At 71.4% G+C, this 22,136-nt stretch carries 22 protein-coding genes; 15 read left to right on the top strand and 7 right to left on the bottom strand.

Going from position 1 to position 22,136, the window contains the following annotated elements:
* The first annotated feature begins 33 nt into the window (after nt 1–33).
* From KF823_14610 to KF823_14650, 9 genes are all read left to right on the top strand, one after another.
* Nucleotides 34–693: a hypothetical protein gene (locus tag KF823_14610; protein MBX3727138.1), complete on the top strand. Its 660-nt coding sequence runs from the start codon at nt 34–36 to the stop codon at nt 691–693.
* The gene (locus KF823_14615; protein MBX3727139.1) at nt 668–967 is read left to right on the top strand and encodes a hypothetical protein; all 300 of its coding nucleotides are present in this window, start codon (nt 668–670) and stop codon (nt 965–967) included. Before KF823_14610 ends, KF823_14615 begins: the two co-directional genes overlap by 26 nt.
* Complete coding sequence (locus tag KF823_14620) at nt 960–1,937, top strand: acyltransferase (GenBank protein ID MBX3727140.1); 978 nt, start codon at nt 960–962, stop codon at nt 1,935–1,937. Before KF823_14615 ends, KF823_14620 begins: the two co-directional genes overlap by 8 nt.
* Nucleotides 1,861–2,481, top strand: coding sequence for a fatty acyl CoA synthetase (locus tag KF823_14625; GenBank protein ID MBX3727141.1), 621 nt, complete (start codon nt 1,861–1,863; stop codon nt 2,479–2,481). The genes KF823_14620 and KF823_14625 overlap by 77 nt, the downstream gene beginning before the upstream one ends.
* On the top strand, nt 2,466–4,805 hold the full coding sequence (locus KF823_14630; protein ID MBX3727142.1) for an MMPL family transporter: 2,340 nt from the start codon (nt 2,466–2,468) through the stop codon (nt 4,803–4,805). The genes KF823_14625 and KF823_14630 overlap by 16 nt, the downstream gene beginning before the upstream one ends.
* A complete protein-coding gene (locus KF823_14635) occupies nt 4,798–5,238 on the top strand; it encodes a phosphotransferase (GenBank protein ID MBX3727143.1) in 441 nt (146 codons plus the stop codon). The genes KF823_14630 and KF823_14635 overlap by 8 nt, the downstream gene beginning before the upstream one ends.
* Nucleotides 5,235–5,966 (top strand): 3-oxoacyl-ACP reductase FabG, encoded by a 732-nt coding sequence (gene fabG, locus KF823_14640; protein ID MBX3727144.1) that lies wholly within the window; start codon nt 5,235–5,237, stop codon nt 5,964–5,966. The genes KF823_14635 and fabG overlap by 4 nt, the downstream gene beginning before the upstream one ends.
* 209 nt (nt 5,967–6,175) lie before the next feature.
* Nucleotides 6,176–6,676, top strand: a complete 501-nt coding sequence (locus KF823_14645) for a hypothetical protein (protein MBX3727145.1) — start codon at nt 6,176–6,178, stop codon at nt 6,674–6,676.
* Nucleotides 6,676–7,227 carry a hypothetical protein gene (locus KF823_14650; GenBank protein MBX3727146.1) on the top strand — a complete coding sequence of 184 codons (552 nt, stop codon included), beginning with the start codon at nt 6,676–6,678 and terminating at the stop codon, nt 7,225–7,227. The genes KF823_14645 and KF823_14650 overlap by 1 nt, the downstream gene beginning before the upstream one ends.
* A gap of 12 nt (nt 7,228–7,239) precedes the next feature.
* Here the strand turns inward: KF823_14650 and KF823_14655 are convergent, their stop codons facing one another.
* From KF823_14655 to KF823_14670, 4 genes are read right to left on the bottom strand one after another with little or no spacing between them, the layout of a single operon-like run.
* Entirely contained in the window at nt 7,240–8,814 is a 1,575-nt protein-coding gene (locus KF823_14655; GenBank protein MBX3727147.1) for a tryptophan 7-halogenase, read from the bottom strand.
* A 25-nt stretch (nt 8,815–8,839) separates the two neighbouring features.
* On the bottom strand, nt 8,840–9,649 hold the full coding sequence (locus KF823_14660) for a glycosyltransferase family 2 protein (GenBank protein ID MBX3727148.1): 810 nt from the start codon (nt 9,647–9,649) through the stop codon (nt 8,840–8,842).
* Nucleotides 9,646–10,437 (bottom strand): beta-ketoacyl synthase chain length factor, encoded by a 792-nt coding sequence (locus KF823_14665; GenBank protein MBX3727149.1) that lies wholly within the window; start codon nt 10,435–10,437, stop codon nt 9,646–9,648. Before KF823_14665 ends, KF823_14660 begins: the two co-directional genes overlap by 4 nt.
* Nucleotides 10,430–11,797, bottom strand: coding sequence for a beta-ketoacyl-[acyl-carrier-protein] synthase family protein (locus KF823_14670; GenBank protein MBX3727150.1), 1,368 nt, complete (start codon nt 11,795–11,797; stop codon nt 10,430–10,432). Before KF823_14670 ends, KF823_14665 begins: the two co-directional genes overlap by 8 nt.
* 16 nt (nt 11,798–11,813) lie before the next feature.
* On the opposite strand from KF823_14670, the gene KF823_14675 reads away from it, so the two are divergent.
* Both KF823_14675 and KF823_14680 read left to right on the top strand, forming a co-directional pair.
* Complete coding sequence (locus KF823_14675) at nt 11,814–12,509, top strand: YdcF family protein (protein MBX3727151.1); 696 nt, start codon at nt 11,814–11,816, stop codon at nt 12,507–12,509.
* A gap of 489 nt (nt 12,510–12,998) precedes the next feature.
* Nucleotides 12,999–14,549, top strand: coding sequence for a hypothetical protein (locus KF823_14680; protein ID MBX3727152.1), 1,551 nt, complete (start codon nt 12,999–13,001; stop codon nt 14,547–14,549).
* A gap of 391 nt (nt 14,550–14,940) precedes the next feature.
* Here the strand turns inward: KF823_14680 and KF823_14685 are convergent, their stop codons facing one another.
* Both KF823_14685 and KF823_14690 read right to left on the bottom strand, forming a co-directional pair.
* On the bottom strand, nt 14,941–15,243 hold the full coding sequence (locus KF823_14685) for a hypothetical protein (GenBank protein MBX3727153.1): 303 nt from the start codon (nt 15,241–15,243) through the stop codon (nt 14,941–14,943).
* Nucleotides 15,244–15,443: 200 nt separating this feature from the next.
* Complete coding sequence (locus KF823_14690; protein MBX3727154.1) at nt 15,444–15,875, bottom strand: DoxX family protein; 432 nt, start codon at nt 15,873–15,875, stop codon at nt 15,444–15,446.
* A 195-nt stretch (nt 15,876–16,070) separates the two neighbouring features.
* Between KF823_14690 and KF823_14695 the strand changes: the two genes are divergently transcribed.
* Nucleotides 16,071–16,811 carry a transposase gene (locus KF823_14695; GenBank protein ID MBX3727155.1) on the top strand — a complete coding sequence of 247 codons (741 nt, stop codon included), beginning with the start codon at nt 16,071–16,073 and terminating at the stop codon, nt 16,809–16,811.
* A 59-nt stretch (nt 16,812–16,870) separates the two neighbouring features.
* Nucleotides 16,871–18,757, top strand: a complete 1,887-nt coding sequence (locus tag KF823_14700) for a hypothetical protein (GenBank protein ID MBX3727156.1) — start codon at nt 16,871–16,873, stop codon at nt 18,755–18,757.
* Nucleotides 18,758–19,098: 341 nt separating this feature from the next.
* On the opposite strand, the gene KF823_14705 is transcribed toward KF823_14700, so the two are convergent.
* A complete protein-coding gene (locus KF823_14705; protein ID MBX3727157.1) occupies nt 19,099–19,551 on the bottom strand; it encodes a hypothetical protein in 453 nt (150 codons plus the stop codon).
* 239 nt (nt 19,552–19,790) lie between these two features.
* On the opposite strand from KF823_14705, the gene KF823_14710 reads away from it, so the two are divergent.
* Together KF823_14710 and KF823_14715 are read left to right on the top strand one after the other, a co-directional pair.
* A complete protein-coding gene (locus tag KF823_14710) occupies nt 19,791–20,834 on the top strand; it encodes a Gfo/Idh/MocA family oxidoreductase (protein MBX3727158.1) in 1,044 nt (347 codons plus the stop codon).
* A complete protein-coding gene (locus KF823_14715) occupies nt 20,831–21,988 on the top strand; it encodes an NAD-dependent epimerase/dehydratase family protein (GenBank protein MBX3727159.1) in 1,158 nt (385 codons plus the stop codon). Before KF823_14710 ends, KF823_14715 begins: the two co-directional genes overlap by 4 nt.
* Nucleotides 21,989–22,136 lie beyond the last annotated feature (148 nt).

Below are 22,136 nucleotides of genomic sequence, written 5' to 3' on the forward strand. Positions count from 1 at the left end.
GCATCCGCCCGCGCATCCGGGTGGCCAGCCGCCGTGATCGCGCTGCTCGCCTCGGTCTCCTACATCGCCCTGGTGCACGCGGCCGCGCTGACCGGCCGGATCGAGTTGCGTTACGCGGCGCTGGCCCTGCTGGTGGTGCTCGCGCTGTTCGCCCTGCGCGCCCTGCCGCGCCTGCAGCTGGCACTCGTGGCGCTGCTCGTCGCGGTGGCGCTTTTCGCCCGGGACGGTCTGCTGCTGTTGCTGTACGCCCCCCCGGTGCTGGTGCCCCTGCTGCTGGCGGCGCTGTTCGGGCGCACCCTGGCGCCGGGCCGGCAGCCGCTGATCGAGCGCATCGTCTGGCACATGCATGGCCGGCCGGCGCAGCTCAGCGACCGGCACATCGCCTACACCCGCGGGGTCACCGTCTACTGGTGCGTCATGTTCGTGCTGATGGCGGCGGTCAATGGCGTGCTCGGCCTGCTGGCGCCGCCGGCACTGTGGTCCTGGGTCGGCAACATCGGCACCTACCTGCTGCCGCCGGTGGCGCTGCTTGCCGAATACGCCTGGCGCAAGCGGGTGTTCCCGGTGCAGCAGTACCGCAACGTGTTCGACTACCTGTGGCGGATCGTGAGGCTGGGTCCGACCTTCGCCGTGGAACTGGCCCGCAACCCGCTCCGGAGTCCCGCCGATGCGCCGCCTGCCGTTCCGGGTTGAGCAGGGCGCGCCCTGCCTGGACGGCCATTTCCCGGGCCGTCCGGTGGTGCCCGGCGTGGTGCTGCTCGACGCCGCGCTGGCGGCGCTGGGCGCCACCGGGCCACTGCGCATCGAGCAGGCGAAGTTCCTCCGGCCCTGCCTGCCAGGCATGGACCTGGAGCTGGTGCTGGCGCCGCGCGCCGATGGCGGTAGCGACCTGCGCGTCGAGCACGGCGGCGCGCTGATGGCCGGCGCCCGGGTCCGGCCGCTGGCGATGGAGCCCGGCGATGGCTGAGACTGCGCACTGGCGGGCGCGGCCGGAGGGCGGTGGCCGCTTCGCGATCTGGCTGATCCGCACCATCGTGCTGCGTCTGGGCCGGCCAGTCGGGCGCGCCCTGCTGTACCCGATCACCGCCTACTTCCTGTTGCGCCGGCCGGCCGAGCGCGCCGCCTCGCGCGCCTGGCTGGCGCGGGTCCTGGACCGGAAGCCGCGCTGGTGGCACGTGGCCCGCCACATCCACACCTTTGCGGCGGTGATCCTGGACCGCCCGCTGCTGCTGACCCGTTCCGTGGATGCCTACCGCGTCACCACCAGCGGCCTGGACCCGCTGCACGACAGCATGGATCAGGGCCGTGGCGTGCTGCTGCTGGGCTCGCACCTGGGCAGCTTCGAGGTGTTGCGCGTGCTCAGCCAGAAGCGCCCCAACGCGCGCGTTGCGGTGCTGCTGGAACGCAGCCAGAATCCGGCGCTGACCCGCCTGCTCGACGAGCTGAACCCGGACCTGGCCTGCCGGATCATCGACCTCGGCCTGCCGCCCGCCGAACTGATGCTGCGGATCAAGGACGAGGCCGAGCGCGGCGCCCTGATCGGCCTGCTGGGCGATCGCCGCAGGCCCGGCGAGCCCGGCCTGCCGGCGCGCTTCCTGGGCCAGGACGCCTGGTTCCCGACCGCGCCCTGGTTGATCGCCAAGGCCCTGCGACTGCCCGTGCACCTGTGCTTCGGCCTGTACCGTGGCGGACGCCGCTACGACCTGCACTTCGAGACCTTCGCCGAGCGCGTCGATCTGCCCCGCGGCGACCGCCAGGCGGCCCTGGCCGACCTGGTCCAGCGCTATGCGCAGCGCCTGGAGCACCATGCCCGCAGCGCGCCCTACAACTGGTTCAACTTCTACGACTTCTGGATCGCCGATGCCCCGTCCCTGCCTGCCCGTCGCCTGGCTGATCGCCCTGTGCCTGCCGCTTCCGGCGGCAGCGGATCCGCTTGACGACCTGCTTGCCGGGCTGCGCCGACCGGCCCCGGCGAGCGAAGCCTTCCACGAGATCCGTCACCGCCGCGCGCTCAGCGCGCCGCTGGTGCTGTCCGGCACCCTGGAGTGGCGCGGCGGGCAGGCATTCGTGCGAATCGTGGAACGGCCCTACCGCGAGACCTCGGTACTGGAGGGCCGCACCCTGGTGGTGCGGCGGGGCACCGGCCCGGAGCGCATCATCCCGGTCGCCCGCGCGCCCGAACTGGAGGTGCTGTTCGGCGGCCTGGCCGCGCTGTTCGCCGGCGATGGCGAGGCCATGCGCCGGCAATTCACGCCGACCCTGACCGGCGCGGGCCGCTGGCGACTGATGCTGGAGCCGCGCGATCCGGCGTTGCGGGCGCGGGTCCCGGCCCTGGTGCTGTACGGCCAGGGCGAGCAGACCCGCTGCCTGCTGGTCGAGCAGCCCGGCGCGCGCAGCCTGACCGTGTTCGGCCGCGGGCCGGCGCCGCGGCCGCTGGCCGGTCCCGACGAGGAGGTGCAGGCCCTGTGTCCGCAGCCCTGACTCCCCGGCTGCGCGCCGCCCTGGTCGCCGGCCTGCTGCTGTCCGGCGTGCTGGCCGCGGTCGGCCTGCGCCTGGACAACGACCTGGCGCGCTTCATGCCGGTGCCCGATGAGGTGGACGCCCGTCTGCTGGTCGGCGAAATCGGCCGTGGCCCGGGGGCGCGCCTGCTGGTGCTGGCGATCGACGCGCCGACCCCGGAACGGGCGGCGGCGCTCAGCCACGCGCTGTCGGCAGCGCTGGCCACGGTGCCGGGCATCGAACGCGTCGCCAATGGCCGCTTCGACGAGGTGGAGGCGCTGCAGACCCTGCTGCCGCTGCGTTTCAGCCACAGCCCGGCGATGGCCACGGCGCGCTTCGATGTCGAGGGCCTGGCCGAGGTCCTGGCCGAGCGCCTGGCCGACCTCGGCGGGCTGGGCGGCGAGGCCTTCGATCTGTTGCTGGCGCACGATCCGCACCTGCTGACCCTGGACCTGGTCCAGGCCTGGCAGCCGCGCGGCGAACCGGCGCGCGTCGACGGTGCCTGGATGGCCGCCGACGGCCGCGCCCTGCTGCTGGTGGAGACCGCCGCCGCCGGCTTCGATCCGGCCGCCCAGGCCGGGGTGATCGCCGCGGTGCGCGAGGCCTTCGCGGCCCTGCCCGAGGCCGGCAACGCAGGCCTGGTGCTGAGCGGGCCCGGCAGCTTCAGCGCCCGCATGGGCGATACGGTGCGCCGCGAGGCCAGCCTGCTGGGCGCGCTGGCGGGTGTCGGCACGATCGTCCTGCTGCTGCTCGCCTACCGGACGCCGCGCTTCGTGCTCGCCGCCGCGCTGCCGCTGGCCTGCGCTGCGGCGGTCGGCCTGGTCGCCCTGCGCCTGGTGTTCGGCGACGTGCACGGCATCACCCTGGCATTCGCCTTCACCCTGATCGGCGTCGCCCAGGACTATCCGGTCCACCTGCTCAGCCACAGCCATCCGGGACAGCCCCCGGCAGCGGCGGCGCGTTCGATCTGGCCGGCCCTGCGGCTGGGCGTGACCAGCACCGTGCTGGCCTACCTGACCCTGTTCACGGCGCGCGCCGAGGGCCTGGCGCAGCTCGCCGTGTTCACCGTCACCGGCCTGCTCACCGCCGCGGCGGTGACCCGCTGGCTGCTGCCGGCCCTGCTCGTGCGCGGCGGCCGCGATGTCGCCCGCGGCAGATTGCTGGGGACGCTGGCGCGCGGCCTGGACGGCCTGCGCGGCGCGCGCGCCGGAATGGCGGCGGTCGTCGCCCTGGCCGTGCTGATGGCGGCCGCCGTGCTGGGCCAGCAGCAACGACCCTGGTGGAACGACGACCTGGCCAGCCTGACGCCCTTGCCGCCGGCCTGGCTGGCCGAGGACGCCGCACTGCGCGCCGAGCTGGCGACGCCCGACGCGCGCCACCTGCTGGTGCTGGAAGGCGAGGACGACCAGGCCGTGCTGCGCCTGTCCGAGACCCTGCAGCCGCGCCTGGACGCCCTGGTCGAAACCGGCGCGCTTGCCGACCACGGCCTGCCGTCGCGCTGGCAGCCCAGCGCCGCCGTCCAGGCCTGGCGGCTGGCGCGGCTGCCGGCCCCGGAAACCCTGCGCGCCGCCCTGGCCGATGCCGCCGAATGGACCGGCTTCGATCCGCGCTTCTTCGAGCCGATGGTCGCCGATGTCCGCGCGGCGCGCGCCGCGGATGGCGCGGCGACGCGCGCCGCCGCCCAGGCGGCCAGCCCGGCGGGCAGCCGGGTGGCGGCGGCGATGCGCCGTCTCGACGAGCGCAGCCTGGCCCTGGTCGAACTGTCCGGGATCGCCGACCTCGCGGCCCTGCGCGAGGCCATCGCCGACCAGCCGCTGGCGCGCCTGGTCGACCTCAAGGCGACCGCGCAGTCACTGGTGGTCGCCTTCCGCGACCGCGTGCTGACCGGCCTGGTGCTGGCGGCCCTGGCCCTGCTCGCCCTGCTGGCCCTGGCGGTCGGTCCGGCGCGCACCCTGCGCGTGCTGCCGCCGGTTCTTCTGGCGGTGGCCGCGACGGTGGCGGTGCTGCGCGTGCTCGGCTTCGAGCTGACCCTGTTCCATCTGGTCGCGCTGATGCTGTCGGCCGGCCTGGGCCTGGATTACGCGCTGTTCTTCGGCCATGCCGGGGCGCGCGAGACGGCCGACCGCACCCTGCACGCCGTGCTGGTGTCGGTGGCCTCGACCGCCCTGGTGTTCGGCCTGCTGGCCAGCTCGTCGATCCCGGTGCTGCGCGCCCTGGGCCTGACCGTGGCGATCGGCGTCGCCTGCCAGTTCGCGTTCGCCCTGCTGCTCTCGCGCGGCGCCCGCCCGGAGCCGGCTCATGCTTGAGCGCGCGGACTTCGCCCACCGGCTGCCGCACCAGGGCCCGATGGCCCTGATCGACAAGGTGCTGGTCTTCGATGCCGACGAGATCCAGGCGCAGGCGGCGGCCCCCGACGCGCTGAACCATCCACTGCGCCGCGACGGCACGGTGGCCGCCGTGCACCTGTGCGAGTACGGCGCCCAGGCGATGGCCGTGCACGGCGCGCTGCTGGCGCAGTCGGCGGGCGGCCGCGCCCGGCCCGGCCTGCTGGTGGCGCTGCGCGCCGTGGACCTCCTGGTGGACCGCATCGACGGCCTGGCCGCGCCGCTGGACATCGTCGCCCGCCGCGAGCACACCGACGACCAGGTCTGGCGCTACCACTTCGACATCCATAGCGAGGGCCGCTTGCTGGCGCGCGGCCAGGCCATGGTCATGCTGGAACCGGAGGACACCCGATGAGCGAAACACGCAGGCGTGCCCTGGTGACCGGCGGCAGCGGCGATCTCGGCAGCGCGATCTGCCGGGCCCTGGCTGCCGCCGGCCTGGACGTGCTGGTGCACGGCAACAGCCGGCTGGCGCAGGCGCAGGCGGTCGCGCAAGCCATCGTCGAGGCCGGCGGCAGCGCCCGCGCGCTGTGCTTCGACGTCACCGACGCCGACGCCTGCGAGGCGGCGCTGGAGGCCGCGCTGGCCCAGGGCCCGATCGATGTCGTGGTCAACAACGCCGGCATCCATGACGACGCGCCGCTGGCCGGCATGTCGCAGGACCAGTGGCGGCGCGTCATCGAGGTCTCCCTGCACGGCTTCTTCAACGTCACCCGGCCGCTGCTGCTGCCGATGGCGCGCGGCCGCTACGGGCGGATCGTGTCGATCTCCTCGGTGGCCGCGGTCACCGGCAACCGCGGCCAGGCCAACTACGCGGCCGCCAAGGCCGGCCTGCACGGCGCCACCTTGTCGCTGGCGCGCGAGATGGCCAGCCGCGGCATCACCGCCAACGTGGTGGCGCCCGGCATCATCGCCGGCAGCATGACCGACGGCCTGTTCCCGCCGGAAGCGGTGCGCCAGATGGTGCCGGCCGGCCGGGTCGGCACGGCGGAGGAGGTCGCCGCGGTGGTCGCCTTCCTGGCCTCGCCGGCGGCCGCCTACGTCAATGGCCAGGTGATCGGTGTCAACGGCGGAATGGCCTGAGCCGACCGGGCGGCCGACACTCCGTGCGCGTGGCCTGTCGTGATGCCGGTGCCCGAGCGTGGACGTCCAGGGCGCCGTTGGCCTGCCGTGCGCGCGACGCCACTCATCCACACTGCAATGACGCCGCGACCGGTCTGTGGCAAGCTCGCCGCCGGCCCGCAGGGGTGGGCCCGTCCCCGCTTCCACACGTTCCAGGGAGGAACCGAACCATGCGCAGCCCCGTCCTCGTTCTCGTCCTTGCCGGCCTGGGTTGGACCCTGCCGGTGGCGTCGCAGCCGGTGGTGATCGACGGCCACGTGCCCTACGCCAACGAGCGCGACATCCAGCGCAAGGTGCGCGAGGAATGCACGCAGCTCAACAGCCAGTTGTCGCAATACGTGGTGGAGTACGCCCGCTCCAGCAATGTCGATGTGCGCGTCGGCGACGCCTCGGCCGACACCGGCCGCGTGCTGCGCATGGAGATCACCCAGGCCGTCAGCCATGGCAACGCCTTCCTGGGCCACTCCAAGAGCAGCTCTGCGCGCGGCGAGCTGTACCAGGACGGCGAGCGCATCGCCGGCTTCAGCGCGACCCGCAATTCGATGGGCGGCGCCTTCGCCGGCTACAAGGGCTCGTGTTCGGTGCTGGGCCGCACCATGCGCGCCATGGGTCGCGACATCGCCCAGTGGCTTGCCAACCCGATCGACGACGCCGAGCTGGGCGACCGCTGATGGATGCACGCCGCCCGGACGCCCCGCCCGAGGTGCCGGAGCGCCCGGCGCTCATCCGCAGCAACGCCTTCTCGTTGCTGGTGGTGCTGGTGCGGGTCGGCGCGCTGTACCTTCTCATCGCCGCCTTGACCCGGCTGGCGCCCCTGCTTTGGGACAGTGTCCGCAGCCATGGCATGGCTCCCACGCTGATCGGCGTTCTCGTTCTGCTCATCATCGGCGCCGTGCTCTGGCTGTTCGCCGACGTGGTCGCGCGGGCCGCGCTGGCCGGACCCAACGAGCCGCGCTTCGAAAGCACGCTGGACTACGGTCAGTGGCAGGCGCTGGCGTTTTCGGCGATCGGCCTTTGGCTGCTCGTCGACGGCCTGCTCGATCTGGTCTGGGTCGGCGTCGAGTGGTGGCGGGCAAAGCTGGAGCTCGGCGCCCACGTTGCGAGACTGGCGCCGCAGGAATTCGCGGCACTGGTCACCAACGCACTGCAGGCGGCGCTCGGCATCGCCCTGCTGCTCGGCCACCGCGGCCTGGTCGGCCTGCTCGCGCGCCTGCGCGGCTGACCGGCCCGCCGCTCAGGCGGCGTGGTCGAACAGGTCGAGGGCGGCGGCGGCGAGCGGCAGCGGCGTGGCGGCGACGCCGGCCTGGTGGCGGATGCGCGCCGCCAGGGTTTCCAGCAGGGCCAGGTTGTCGCGCAGGCGCTGGCGCACGCCGGCATCGTCGAGCGGCTCGTGCAGGCGGGCGTTCATGGCGTGGAACCAGTCCAGGCCGCCCTGGTCGAGCATCCGTGCCGGGTTGTCGCCGCCGTCGCGCCGGTGCCAGTCGCGTAGCACGGCCTGCATCTCGCGGTTCAGCGCGGCGGCCCGTTCCAGCTCGCCGCGCACGTCGCCGAGCAGGGCGATGTCGGTCAGGCGGTCCTGGAACACCAGCACGCACAGCACGCCCCAGTAGTAGGCGTAGTCCCAGATGACCTTGACCGGCATCACCGTGGCGTTGCCGAACAGCGGGTACTGGTCCTGGTAGAGCGACAGCGTGTTCTCGTAGAACGAGAAGTAGAGCTGCTCGTACAGCCGCGCGTAGGGCGCCAGGCGGTCGCCGGCGCGGTCGTGGCCGATCAGCGCGGCGATGTAGGCGTTGGCGATGGCGATGAAGTCGCTGCCCGGCGAGTAGAACGGGTCCAGGAACACCCCGGCCTCGCCGGTCAGCGCCCAGCGGTCGCCGGAGAACACCTGCCGGCAGCCGTAGGAGAAGTTCCGGAAGAACAGGAAGTCCATCAGCGTGTCGCGGTTCGCCTCGACATGGTCGGCGACCAGGGGCTGATGGCGGCGCAGCCAGTCCAGCGCCTTCTCGAAGCTGTTCATGCCCTCCAGCGGGTGGCGCTCGGCATCGCAGACGATGCCCACCGAGTGCGCGCCCGAGGACAGCGGGATCAGCCACACCCAGTAGCCCTCGCCGACCAGGTGGTTGGTGGAGCGCCAGCGCTCCGGCGGCTCGCAGGCGCCCTGCCAGGCCGGGTCCTGGCACCAGGCGTCCAGTTCCAGCCGGGCGTCCAGGCGGAACCACACGGCATTGGCGTTGTGGGTGTTGTCCTGGGCCAGGCCCAGCTTGCGCTTGACCAGGCCGGCGCGGCCGCTGGCATCGACCAGCCAGCGCGCCGACAGCGCCTTGTCCTCGCCGGCGTGCTGGTAGCGCACGGCGTGGTCGGCGTCGTCCTCGCCCAGATCGAAGCCGCGCACCACGGCGCCCTCCTCGACCACGACGCCGCGCCGGCGCGCCTCGATCGCCATGTGGTTCTCGAGGATGCCGCGGTCGATCTGCCAGGTCGGCACCGGCAGCACCTTGCGCACGCCCAGTTCGGTGACGCCGTGAAGATCGCGGCGGCCTTCCGACCAGAAGAAGCGGAAACCGAACTTGCGGATGTGTTCGGCGTCCAGGTGGCCGCGCAGGCCCAGGGTGTCGGCGAGCCAATGCGCGCCGATCTCGACGGTGGATTCGCCGACCTTGTGGGCAGCCGCCGGCAGCGGATGCGTGCGGCGTTCCAGCACGCGGATGTCGAGGTCGGGGAAGCGGCCGCGCAGTTGCAGGGCCAGGCCCAGGCCGGCCAGGCCGCCGCCCATGATCGCCACGTCGCAGCGGGCCGTCGATGTCATTCCTGCGTCCTCTCGTTGGCGGCGTTCAGCCCGGCACGCTGCCGGTCTGGCCTGCGTGGCCGGCATCGGCCGAAACCCCTTGGGGATCGACCAGCAGCGGCGTGTCGCGCCGCGCCCGCCGGTAATTGCCCAGCAGGAAGCCGCGCCGCACGATCTTGCCGATCACCCGGCAGGTGATCTTCATGAAGTCCGGCACCGAGCGGAAGTGGCTGGCCCGAAACTCGCCGTGGTAGCGCGACTCGATCGGCACCGCGGCGATGCGCAGGCCGCGCTGCCAGTTGGCCTCGATCAGGATCTCGCTCTCGAACACGAAACCCTCGGTGTCGATGTCGGCGAGTTCCAGGGCGGCACGCGGGTAGTAGCGCTGGCCGCTCTGGGTGTCGATCACCGCCTGGCCGATCGCCCAGCCGATGCCCCAGTCGCCGAAGTTGTTGGCGCGGCGCCGGTAGGCCGGCTGCCGGTCGCGGTTGATCAGGCGCGCACCCAGCACGATGTGGCCGGGGTGCTGGCGCGCCGCGGCCAGCAGCCGGGGCACGTCGGCGGCGACGTGCTGGCCGTCGCCGTCCATGGTGACCACCGCCGGGAAGCCCATCGCCAGGGCCTTGCGGAAGCCGGCGCGCAGCGCCTCGCCCTTGCCGCGCGGCTTCTCGTGGCGGATCAGGGTCACCGGCAGGTCGGCGATGCGCTCGACGGTGGCGTCGGTGGAACCGTCGTCGACGACGATGACATTCGGGCAGATCGCCAGCACCGAGCTCACCACCTGGCGGATCGCCGCCTCCTCGTTGAGGGCGGGGATCAGCACGGCGATCGCGTGCGGATCGGTGGCGTCGGTCATGGCAGGCGGTCCAGCACCAGGTCCAGGGCCGGCGACAGCGGCAGGCGCGCGGCGCCGGCCGCCTGCCCGGCCAGCAGCGCCAGCAGCGGCGCGGCGCCGGCGGCGATCGGGTTGTCGGCGGCCAGTGCCGCAAGGGCATCGGGGACGGCGCTGGCCGCGCCGGTGGTCGCCGCTGCCGCGCGCAGGCGCGGACCCTGGGCAGCCCCCGTGTCAGGGGTCAGCAGCAGGGCGCAGGCGAACGAGGCGCGGCAGCCGGCGACCGCGCCGACCGGACCGCAGCCGGCCGCGTCGTAGGCGACCAGCAGGACCGGCTCGCCGCTGTCGGCGAGTTGCACCACCGCCTCGTGCAGGGCCGCGGCGAAGGTCTCGCGGCCGGCCGCCAGCGAGGTGGCCGCCGCCATCGCGCCGGTGGCGATGCTCCAGTAGCCGGACGGCGCGTTGTGCACCGAGTTGTGGAACTTGGTGGGCGACATCTGCGCCGGATCGTCGCGCAGGGTGGCGCACATGTAGTCGTTAATCGCCAGGTCGCCGAACACCGAGGCAAACACGCTGGCGACCGTGGCCGGGTCGGCGCCGGCCGCGGCGCAGGCCTGCTCGGCCACCGTGAGCGCCATCAGCACGCTGTCCGGCGCGCGCCGGCGTTCGTTGGCCGGCATCAGCGACGGCGTCGGGCGGCCGCCGGCCGCTTCCGGCCAGGCGGCCGCGCCGGTGAGCACGGCGCGCGCCGCCGGCCAGTCCGGCAGGCCCGGCGTCCACAGGCCGATGCCGGCGACCGCGAACTCAGTCATGGCCGTTGCCCCGGGTGAACACCAGGCTGGCGTTGCTGCCGCCGAAGCCGAACGAATTGCTGAGCACGGCATCGACCGGATGCCGGGCGTTTTCCAGCAGCAGTTGCGGGCCGCAGGCCGGGTCCGGCTGCGTGCAGCCCAGGGTGCCGGGCAGCAGGCCGTGCTCCAGGGCCAGCAGCGAGATCGTCGCCTCCAGCGCGCCGGCGGCGCCCAGGGTGTGGCCGGTCCAGCCCTTGGTCGAGCTGGCCAGGGTGGTGGCCGGGAACAGGCCGGTGACCATGGCCGCCTCGACCTCGTCGTTCAGTCGGCTGGCGGTGCCGTGCAGGTTGATGTAGCCGATGTCGGTGGGCGCCAGGCCGGCGCGGCGCAGGGCGTCCAGCGTGGCCATCCGCGCGCCCAGGCCTTCGGGGTGCGGCGCCGACATGTGGTGGGCGTCGGCGCTCTCGCCGTAGCCGGCCAGGTGCTGGGCGTTCGCCGGATCGTCCTCGCCGGCGCGCACCAGCACCGCGAACGCCGCGGCCTCGCCGATGCTGATGCCGTCGCGGCCGGCGTCGAACGGCCGGCACGCCTGCGGCGAGGTGAGCTGCAGCGAAGCGAAACCGTGCAGGGTGCTGCCGCACAGGCTGTCGCAGCCGCCGACCAGGACCGCGTCGCACAGGCCCTGCTGCAGCCAGCGGGCGCCGGCCGCCCAGGCCTTGGCGCCCGAGGAGCAGGCGGTGGAAATGGTCAGGCAGGGCCCGTGCCAGCCGCTCGCCTCCTGCAGGAAGCCGGCCAGCGAATGCGGCTGGTGGATCTCCGGCCGGCGCAGGTCGGCCGGGAAGCCGCCGTCGGCGTCCAGTTCCCGGTAGGCGCGTTCGGTCTCGGCGATGCTGGCGGTGCTGGTGCCGACCGCGATGCCCAGCCGGTGCGCCGGCAGCCGGGTGCGCAGTTCCAGCAGGGTGTCGAACAGGCCGTCCTGGCGCAGCCCCAGCCAGGCCAGGCGGTTGTTGCGGCAGTCCCAGCGCGCCCAGTCGGCCGGCAGCGGCGCGCTTTCCAGGCCCGGCACGCGGCCGATCGCGGTCGCCAGGGGTGTCGTGGTCCAGTCGTTCGCGGAAAGGCCGGAGCGGCGGGCCGCCAGGGCCTCCAGGTGCGCGGCGCGGCCGCTGCCCAGGCAGCTGGTGGCGGTGTGGACGAGGATGCGGCAGGCCTGCACGGACGGAAAGCGGGGCGGACGGATGGGCCGCGAGTATAGCCAGTGGCCCGCACCGGGGCGTGCAGGCAGGGCGTCCCGGGCCGGTGCGCGCGGGCATTTCCCGGCGACGCGGTACCGGCCCTGGCCGGCCGTTCGCGGCGGCAGCGGCTCGCCCCGCGCCACCGGCATCGGCGAAGATGCCGCCATGGCAACCCCGGTCGACCGCAACCCACGCTGGCGCAACGGCTCGCCCTGGCGCGACCCGGACGTGCTGCACGTGCTGGCGGTCGGCGTCGGCGCCACCGTGCTGACCGCCGGGGGCGTGTACGTCTGGCACCTGGTGCGCACGGTGGGCATCGCCCGGCGGGCGCCGCGCGACCCGGGGGCCGTGGCCAGCGTCGTGGTGTTCGGCAAGCGCCTGGTCGAAGGCCGGCCCGACGCCGAGTTCCGCTGGCGGCTGCGCCATGCGCTGCGCTTGCTGCGCGCCGATCCCGGGGTGGTCGTGCTGCTCACCGGCGGCAGCAGCGGCGCCCCCGGCGAGCCCAGCGAGGCCGAGGTGGCACGCCGCTGGCTGCTGCGCCGGATGCCGGACGCGGCTCCGCGCCTGCGCGTCGAGGCGCGCTCGCGCGACACCGTCGACAACCTGCGTGAGGCGCGCGCCCTGCTGCCGCCCGGTCCGGTCGCCCTGCTCAGCAACCGCTACCACCTGGCGCGCTGCCTGGTGCTGGCGCGCACCCTGGGCATCGACGCCCGCGCCTGCGCCGCCGAGCCGACCCTGCGCACCGGCCGCGGCGGCCTGCGCCGCCTGCTGCTCGAGGCCGGCTACCACACCCTGTTCGTGGTCGGCCTGCGCTGGGCGCGGCTGATCGGCCACCAGCGGATGATCGGGCGGGTGACTTGAGGGTGGAGCCGGGACTCGGGACTCGGGACTCGGGACTCGGGACTCGGGACTCGGGAAGCGGGAAGCGGGAAGCGGGAAGCGGAGCGCGCTCTGCTCCCCTCTCCCGCGGCGCGGGAGAGGGGCTGGGGGAGAGGGCCGGTGCTTGCCATGATCTTCATCCTCAGCTCCAGGCGCGCGCCTTGGCCTGGGCGGCCCTCTCCCCCGCCCCTCCCCCGCAGGCGGGGGAGGGGAGAAGTGCGGTGCTGCGGCTAGCTCGGGACTCGGGGTCAATAGCCGGGACTCGGGAGCCGGGAAGCGGAGCATGATCTGCTCCCCTCTCCCGCGGCGCGGGAGAGGGGCTGGGGGAGAGGGCCGGGGCTTGCCATGATCCGCATCGCTTCTGGCCCAGCGGCGCCTGCTGCCTCCCGGACCTACCCCGGTGGCATACTCGCCGCCATGTATCGAACCACCCACGCCGTGGCCCGCCGCGCCACCGCACGCGCCTGAGCCATGGCGAAGAAGCGCCGCGTCGCGCCGCCCGCTGCCGCGGCCCCGCCGCCACCGCCGCCGCGCGCGCCGCGCCGTCGCTGGCCGTGGCTGCTCGGTACCGGTGTGGCCGCCCTGCTGCTGGCCCTGGCCTGGACCCTGTGGCGCGCCGAGGCCTTCGAATCGGGGTTCGACGCCGACTACGTCGGTAGTGCCGTGTGTGGCGATTGCCACACCATCGTCCACAGCCAGTGGCAGGTCTCCCCGCACGCCAACATGATCCGCGACCCCTCGCCCCAGGCCGTAGTCGGCGAGTTCAACGAAGGCGAGTACCGCCTGCCTGCCGACAGCCCCGACCCGCTGGCCGGCCAGGTGGTCGCGCGCACCTACACCCGCACCGGCCGCTACTTCATGGCGCTGCGGCACCCCTCCGAGGACCGCTTCGTCGAGTTCCCGATCGCCAAGGTGGTCGGCTACCAGTACCGTCAGGAATACCTCACGCCCGAGGCCGAGGGCGTGCTGCGCCGCCTGCCGCTGCAATGGTCGACCGCCCTGGGCGAGTACTTCCCCTACTGGAACGTCCAGGAGGGCAGCGCCCAGACCCTGGACGACCTGTGGGCGCAGATGACATCGCTGCACTCGGCCTGGAACCTGTACTGCGCGCGCTGCCACACCACCGACCTGCAGGTGCTCGACAAGGACGAGTGGCACACCCGCGCCGAGGTCCGCTGGCACGAGGACGGCATCACCTGCGAGTCCTGCCACGGCCCGGGCAGCCGCCACGTCGACTACATGAACGCCACCGCCGCCAACCGCCTGGCGATGTGGATCGGCAACCACCTGCACGGCCGGCCGGTGGCCTATGTCGCCAGCGCCGCCAAGATGCCCAAGGAACAGGCGCTGTCGGTGTGCGCGCGCTGCCACGGCGCCGACATCTTCGCCCGCAACCAGGACTTCTACCGGCTGTACCAGCCCGGCTACAGCACCACCGGCAAGATCAACGACCTGTCGCCCTGGTTCCGCGAGGCGCCGCTGACGCCCGGCCGCATGGACCCGACCATCGAGATCTGGGAGAACGGCCGGCCGCGCGGCATCGGCATGCTGTTCCGCTCGTTCGTTGAGTCGGCCTGCTACGAGGAGGCCGAGGTGCGCTGCTACGACTGCCACAACCCGCACGACAACAAGCGGCCGGCGGTGCGCGGCATCCTCAGCGCATCGGCGGCGTCGAATGCCTACTGCGGCGAGTGCCACCAGGCGATCGCCGCCGACCCGGCCGGCCACAGCCGCCACGAGACCGGCCAGCCTGGCAGCTTCTGCTACGACTGCCACATGCCCTGGCACATCACCAAGCTCAACCGCGGCATCTGGGAGCGCGCCCGAAGCCACGACATGGGCTCGATCCCCAGCCCCCAGGACAGCGTCCGCTTCGGCCTCGACAAGGCGCCCAACGCCTGCACCGACTGCCATGCCGAGCAGGGCCCGCAGTGGGCCGTGGACGCCATGGAAGCCTGGTGGCCGGGCTCGACCGCGCGCAGCAAGCCGACCAGCGGCGGCGCGCATCCGACGGTGCCCTGACCGGACTGCGCAGGGCTCGGGCCCGGTCAGCGGACCAGCCACTCCGGTGCGGTCGGACGCACCGCCTGTCGAGCCGGTCGGATCCGTGGGGGTCGACCCCAGCCGGGTGGACTGCCGCCGGGGTCACCGATCGGTGGATTGGCCGCGCCCGCGCGCGGTGCGCGGTCGGCCCGACCGGAACGGCATGGCGCGGGCGACGGGAGGAACGCCGGGATGGTCGTTTCCCGGTCGCCAGCCTGCAGGCTGTTGAAAAACAGCCTGCTGGCGGCGGCCATGGATGGCCGCTCGGCGAAGCAAGTGCGTAAGCAATTGATTCGACGGGAGCGCGTCCGGACCTGCGCCGGACGGGTGACTTGAAAAACGACCAGGACGTTCGTTTTTCAACAAGTTGCTATCCGCGCGCCCGCCTTGCCTGGGCCTTCAGCTTCAAGATCGCCGATTGCAGCACCGGCAACATCGCGCTGTCGCTCTGCATCGCGTAGAAGCGGAACGCCGCGACGATGCCAAGGGCCGCCGCGAAAGCCGGTCGCGCGTTCAGCATCAGGCCGATGCCGACCAGCACGCCAGCCGGAATCAGGTAAGCCATTTCGAAGGCGAGCCGGCCGGCGTTCCCCTCGTTGAGGACGCGGGAGATCATGTGCTGCTCTGCGTCAGTGAGTTCGATGTCGGGGCTTGGCATGTCGGGCAGGGGCATGGACGGTGCTCGAGGAAAGGAATGGGCAGGCCAGGACGCGCGGCTACGGGGCGCCTGCGCCCGAGCCGGGTCGGCCGACGCCGGCCGGCAGGTATCCCCTGCGGATTCCGGCCCGGGATTGCCTCATCGCAGCGGGCGGCCCCGACCGCTCGCCCGCGGGACGTCTTGAGCTGCCGGCACTGTGCCGGCCCGCGCCCGCCCTACGCGCGTGCCCGGTGCTGCAGGCCGATGCACAGCAGGCAGGCGATCAGCAGCACACTGTATTCGGCGCCGTTGCGGCCCAGCCCGACCACGAACCAGCCCGCCGGCGCATGGACCAGGACGATGCCGGTCGCGTAGATCGCGGCGAACACCACCACCAGCGGCCGCACCAGCCGGCCCAGCGCCAGCAGCACCGTGCCCAGGATCTCAAGGCCGGTGATCGCCACCGCCAACGCCAGGCCGAACGGCAGGCCCTGGCCCTCCAGGAAGGCGCCGAACGGCGGCACCGCACCCGCCGCCCAACGCCCCCAGCCGTGCGCGGCGATCAGCGCCGCGACCACCACGCGAAGGCCGATGCGGGCCAGGCGGTCGCGGGTTTCGGCGTCGCCGATCCAGGGTGTGCGGGTGGGGGGCGGCAGGGAGGTTGTCATGGCGTGTGCGCCGTGGGGATGGGAAGGCGAGGGTAGCGCCGCCTGGCGGCAGCCGGAGACAGGACGCTAGACCTTTGAGTGAGGTGCCAGCAGCCTTGACAGGCTGCGGCACAACAGGCCGTCCGCGAACGGCGCAACCAGCGCCGGCATCCGGTCTACGCCCGACCCGAGCTGCTCGCCCGCCCACCGAACCAGTTGTGGTCCTGGGACATCACCAAGCTCAAGACCACCGTCAAGTGGGCCTACCTGTACCTGTATGTGGTGATCGACGTCTTCAGCCGATATGTGGTCGGTTGGATGCTCAGCACCCGCGAGTCCGCCGCACTGGCCCGCGAGCTGGTCGAGTGCAGCCTCGTGCGTGAGGCGGTGCCACCCGGACAACTGACCCTGCACGCCGATCGCGACGCGCCGATGCGCTCCAAGACCCTGGCCGAACTGCTGGTCGACCTGCGCATCGAGGGCACCTTCTCGCGACCCCGCACCAGCAACGACAACCCGTTCAGCGAAAGCCTGTTCAAGACCACCAAGTCCGCGCCGGCCTTCCCAGAGCTGCTCAACGGCGTCGGGCACGGCCGGGAAGTGCTCACGCCGTTCTTCGAGCACTACAACCACCACCACCGCCACACCGGCATCGGCCTGATGCCGCCTGTCGCGCTCCACCGCAGCCAGGCACCGGCCATCAGTGCCGCCCGCCCAGCTACCCTCCAAGCCGCCTTCGAGCGTCACCCGGACCGGTTCAAGGGCCGGACGCCAAGACCGCCGTGCGTACCCGACACCGTGTACATCAACACCCCCCCTGCGACCCCAGGAGACCCACACCCCTCAACCATCAACCGATCCGCACGCTCACCAATTTCGCGTCGCCGGCTGTCTCAAGCCATTGACACATTCCGCTTGTCGCTTTCGTGGCGTATTGAACTGAGGCTTCGCGTTTGAGAGAATCGACGCTACTGTCTTACGTCCACAACAACAACAACTGGTCAGTCGGGGAGACGATGAATATCACCAAGGGTTGCATGAAGCAGTCCATCCTTGCTTTCGTTCTGGCGATGGTGGCCAGCTCTGGCCTCGTAGCAAGGGGGTTGGATGCGTCTCCACCGAACTCGACGGAGCAGATGGCGCGGCCGGCACAGCAAGTCGTCGAATCGGTTTCGACACCGTGGCTTCGAAAGGTCCAGCATCAGGCGGTCGTGTATTTCCTTTACGCGACACCTGCAGTCGTCCGGCGTTTCGACTTGGACGCGGAAGCGTGGTTGGCTGACATCCACTTGGATGCTGTTCCGAAAGCAATCGCCGTCTCAAATGAGGGAATTTTCGTCAATCAGAACATCAACGTTCGGCGTTTCGACCTCAGCGGAACCGGAGGCGAAATTTTCCCGGTCGCCTGGGCCAATGCCGACGATATCGGGATCTACAACGGTTTTCTGATTTCGAGTCGAGATCGAAAGCTGCAATCTGTTCGGATAACTGACGCTGTGCAGGTGGCGGTTTACGAAGGTGTTGGTGGCCACTATACCCCGAGAAGGTTCGTCGTTGCGGCTGATTCTGGATATCTCTTCGGCTGGCAGACCCAGATTTCGCCAATGGATATTCTCAGGATACCTGTGAGCTCGAATGGCTCATTCGGCGCTCACCTCGCATCTCCGTATCACGGTGATTTCCCCGGAGGAACCGTTGTATATGTCTCGCTCGATGCCAGTGTGGTCATTGACGAGTTGGGGATTGCGTTCCGCGGCGCTGATCTGACCTACCGCAGCGGGACCGGGGGGCAACTTAGCGATGTTTTCATTCAAACGGATGGTGCCGAGTCCGAGCCCGGCATCTTCGTGCTGCGGGGCGCGCGCTTGGCATGGCTGACGACTGAGTTTCGCGAGGTCGGGGTGATGGAGTTGGCACAGTCTGCGCAAGGCATCTCAAAGCACGGCGACACCGTGTTTCTCTTTCGCGGTGGCGCTGTTCTCGGAAGCATCGACGTTCATCAACATGTGTTGCTCGACTTTTTTCGCGGGAGCCGTCCTCCGCCCGCGCCAAATCCCAATCAAGTTCCCTTCGTTCCTGATTCCGCTGACCTGTCGGACACGGGGATCTTGTATCTTTTCAATCGGAACCAGCGCGTTGTTCATCGATTCTCGGTTGATGAGTGGACCTATCTTCGGAGCGCGGCGCTTGGCTTCGAGCCGCGGTTCGCGTCAGTCAACCGCGCGGACGATCAGGTTTACGTCGCCTACGAAGGTGGACGTCTCGGTGTCCTGAACCCTGGGTCCGTTGCGCCGATGTTTCTGAGCTTCGGGCCGATTACGGCCACTGGAATGGGCGCGGCCGATGAGTTCGTGATGACCGTCGATTCCACCGGCGCTTGGGCGTCGCATCGAATCTTCAATCAGATGGGTCAGGAAACCCATTGGGTTCCCTGGAACCGCTTCAGTCAGGAGTTCTCGTGGAGCCGTGCAACGCGGCGAATGTTCTTCTTCAGAGATGGCATTTCTCCGAATGACCTGCACTTCGAGGAAATTTCGACTCAGGGGACGGTGGTGGCAAGTGGGGAGACTCCCTATCACGGAACTGTGCAAACCGTGTACCCGATCAGACCTACGCCCAACGGCGCCCGAGTGCTTCTTGGGTCGGGGCAGGTGTTCGACGGGATCAACCTGACCATGCTTGCGCCTTTTCCAGTGTCCTTCAAAGACCTGACGTGGATCGGAAACGACGCCGTGTCCATGCACGCAGAACCCGGCGGTTCCACCCGCCTCGTGCGCTGGAGCCTGGACACGCCGGTGGCCGAAACCATACTGAACGGTGCGCCGGTCCGGGCGTTCGCCTACGGATCTGAGGTGATTGCGGTGACCACTCAGGGGGGAGCGACGCTGATACACCGTTGGTGATCCGTGCCCATGAGCTTGCGCATGTTCAGTTCGCGGAAGCGTTTGCGTTGGCTCTCCCATCAAGTGGACACTCGGAAAGTAGAGCTTCCGGCGTTGCCGTAAGCTCTCCCTGGCGCTCTGCTTGCGCAGGGGAGGCGGGGCCGGTGCTGCGTGCTGGCGCTGCTGGCAGGGGTTGGCGACAGCGCCTGACCTCGCCTATTGCAGCGGCTGCCCCAGGCCAGTCCGGCCGCCGGTCCAGGGCTGCGCGGGGACCAGGTCGTTCGCGCGTTGAACCGCCGGCGCAGGGATGCAACGGGGGCGCCGTGCCGTTAAGCGTCAGGGCCCGTCGGGCCGGTGCCTGTTCAGGCCGGCTCCACCGGACGCTGGCGCCGGCCATACAGCCAGCCCGCCGCCAGTGCGCTCGTCAGCACCACCAGCTCGATGCCGTAGCCCCACCAGGGACGTGCGGCCAGCAGCGCGAGCCCGGGCTGCCCATGAAGGGCCGGAAGCAGCGCATGGGCACCCAGGTGGAAGCCGACCAGCAGCATGGCGATGACCGCGGCGCGCGGTGACCGGGCAAGCATCAGCGTCGCCAGGTTGCCGAGCAGAACGACGATGCCGGCGCCGAGAAGGCCGACCACGGCGTACGACCACACCAGGTGGCCCAGCTCCAGCGAACCCAGCGCCCGGAACGCTTCGAAACAGCCGGCGGGAACGGTCACCGCCGACCACCAGCCGATGAGCGGGACGACCGCCGCGGCCAGCAAGGCCCCGGCAAGGGCGACAAGTGCAAGTGCCGGCAGTTTCGCGCTCATGGCGGCATCCTTCCATAGCGGGGACTGCCTGGCGCCGGGCTGGTCCCTATACCGGCCAGGGCCGCACGCCGGGATTGCACGGTGCCAGATTGATGCCATTCCACCCCGATGCCGCCTGGCCGGCGCGTGCAGGGGTCCGATCTCGCCAAGTCCCTTCGTACCACATCTGGCCGGTCCCATTGACGGTCCTGATCGGCTGTGGTTAGTTTCGTCGACCTTAGGGGCCTGGGGATTGGACTTTGACGGGTTTTGATTCCAACCGGCCCCTGCGGCTCGGGATCGTCGGCTGTGGCGCGATCACGCGCGCGGCCCACCTTCCGGTGATCGTCGCGGACCCGCGCGTGGAGGTGACGGCGTTCTGCGACCGCGACCGCCGGAATGCGACGATGACCGCCCGTGAGAGTGGGATCGACGCGGAGATCGTCACCGACGTCGGCGAATTGGCCGGCAAGGTCGATGCCGCCCTGGTGGCGGTGCCGCCGCGCTTCCATGCGCCGATCGCCATCGAGCTGATGCGGATGGGCGTCGATGTCCTGTGCGAGAAGCCGATCGCGATCACCGTGGCCGATGGCAGGCGCATGGCCGAGGTGGCGCGCGACACCGGCCGGATCCTGGCGGTGGCGCTGATGATGCGGTTCTTTCCGCACAACCGCTGGCTGGCCGACCTGGTGGAGGACGGCGAGATCGGCGCGGTGCGCGAGGTGGTCGTCGAGGACGGCGCGCCGCTGGACTGGGCGATGGCGAGCAACAGCTATTTCGATCGCAAGGTGACCGGCGGCGGCGTGCTGTTCGACACCGGCGTGCACCTGCTCGACCGCGTGCTCTGGCTGTTCGGCGATCTGCACGACATCGCTTGCGAGGACGATGCCTTCGGCGAGGGCTTCGAGAGCAATGCCAGGCTGACCGGCAACCTCCACATGGGCGGGCGGCCGGTGCCGGCAAGTTTCGAGTTCAGCTGGTCGCACCGGCTGCGACGCAGCATCCGGGTGGTCGGCGAGCGCGGCACGTTGGAGGCCGCGACCTCCAATCCGAAGGTCCTGACCCTGCATCGACAGGCACGCCGTGGTCCCATGGAAATGCAGATCGCCTGCGCCAGCCATTGGGATTCGCACAGCCACTACCGGGCGCAGCTGGACGACTTCATCGAGGCGGTCGGCGAGCGCCGCGCGCCCTTCGTCACCGCCGAGTCGGCGCTCAAGGCGCTGGCCGTGATCGAGACGGCCTATGCGCGGCGCCGGCCGATGGCGCAACCCTGGCTGGCGCGCCGGCAGGTGCCGGCATGAGGCCCGGGCGGATCCTGGTCACCGGCGCTACCGGCTTCATCGGCTCGCGCCTGTGCGAACTGCTGTCGCTGGAGTACCGGCTGCCCTACCGCGCCCTGGTCCGCGACTTCGCGCGCGCCACCCGCATCGCCCGGCTGGGCGCCGAACTGGTCGCCGGCGACCTGGCCGATGCCGCCAGCCTGGCGCAGGCGTTGCAGGGCTGCGACGCGGTGGTCAACCTGGCCCATGGCGACGACCGCGGCGCCCGCAAACAGACCCGCAACCTGGTCGAGGCCTGCACCCGTGCCGGCGTGCGGCGCCTGGTCCACATCAGCTCGATGGCGGTGCACGGACCGGCGCCGGCGCCGCCGGTGCTCACCGAGGCCAATGCGCCGATCAGGCGCTGGCGCGAGGCCTATTCCGATGCCAAGGCCGCCGGCGAGGCGGTGGTCGTCGAGGCCGGCAGGCGCGGTGCGCTGGAAACGGTGGTGCTGCGCCCGACCATCGTCTACGGCCCCTACAGCTTCTTCGTCACCCCGATCGTGCACGACGCCCGTGCCGGTTACGTCAGCCTGATCGACGGCGGCAGGGGCGTGTGCAATGCGGTCTACGTCGACGACGTCTGCGAGGCGATCCTGGCTGCCCTGGACCGCGACGATGCCGTCGGCGAAGCCTTCCTGCTCAACGGCGACTGCCGCATCACCTGGCGCGACTTCATCACCACCTTCGCCGGCATGGTCGACGGCGACAAGCGCATCCACGACCATGCCCTGGACGAGATCGCCGCGCACTGGAAGCGCCAGCGTCCGCGCCTGCGCGACAACTTCAGCGCGACCCTGCGGCTGGCCGCCTCGCCGGACTTCCACGCCCAGCTCGGCACCATCCCCCTGCTGGGCCGGACCATCCGCGGCACCAAGGAACTGGCCGGCCGCCTGGTCAGCCCCGAACGGAAGCTGGCGCTGAAGTCGCGCCTGCAGCGCCGCAGCATCGCTGTGCACCGGCCCAGGCCCCCGACGCCGCCGATCCCAAGCGAAGGCCGTGTCGTGCGCGAGGCCTACCGGTCCTGGGTCGCCAACGACCACGCCAAGGCGCGACTCGGCTGGCGACCCGCCCATACCTTCGAAGAAGGCGCGAAGCGCACCGCCGACTGGCTGCGCTTCGCGCGCCTGATCTGATCGCCGCTGCGGTGTCGGCACGGAGGAGGCGCCGGCTGCGTATGGCACCTGCGCGACGGCACCGCACTTCTCCCCTCCCCCGCAGGCGGGGGAGGGGCGGGGGAGAGGGCCGCCTCGGCCAGCGCGCGTTGCTGGGCCGGCGACGATG

Source organism: Lysobacterales bacterium (assembly GCA_019634735.1).
Taxonomy (GTDB): domain Bacteria; phylum Pseudomonadota; class Gammaproteobacteria; order Xanthomonadales; family UBA2363; genus Pseudofulvimonas.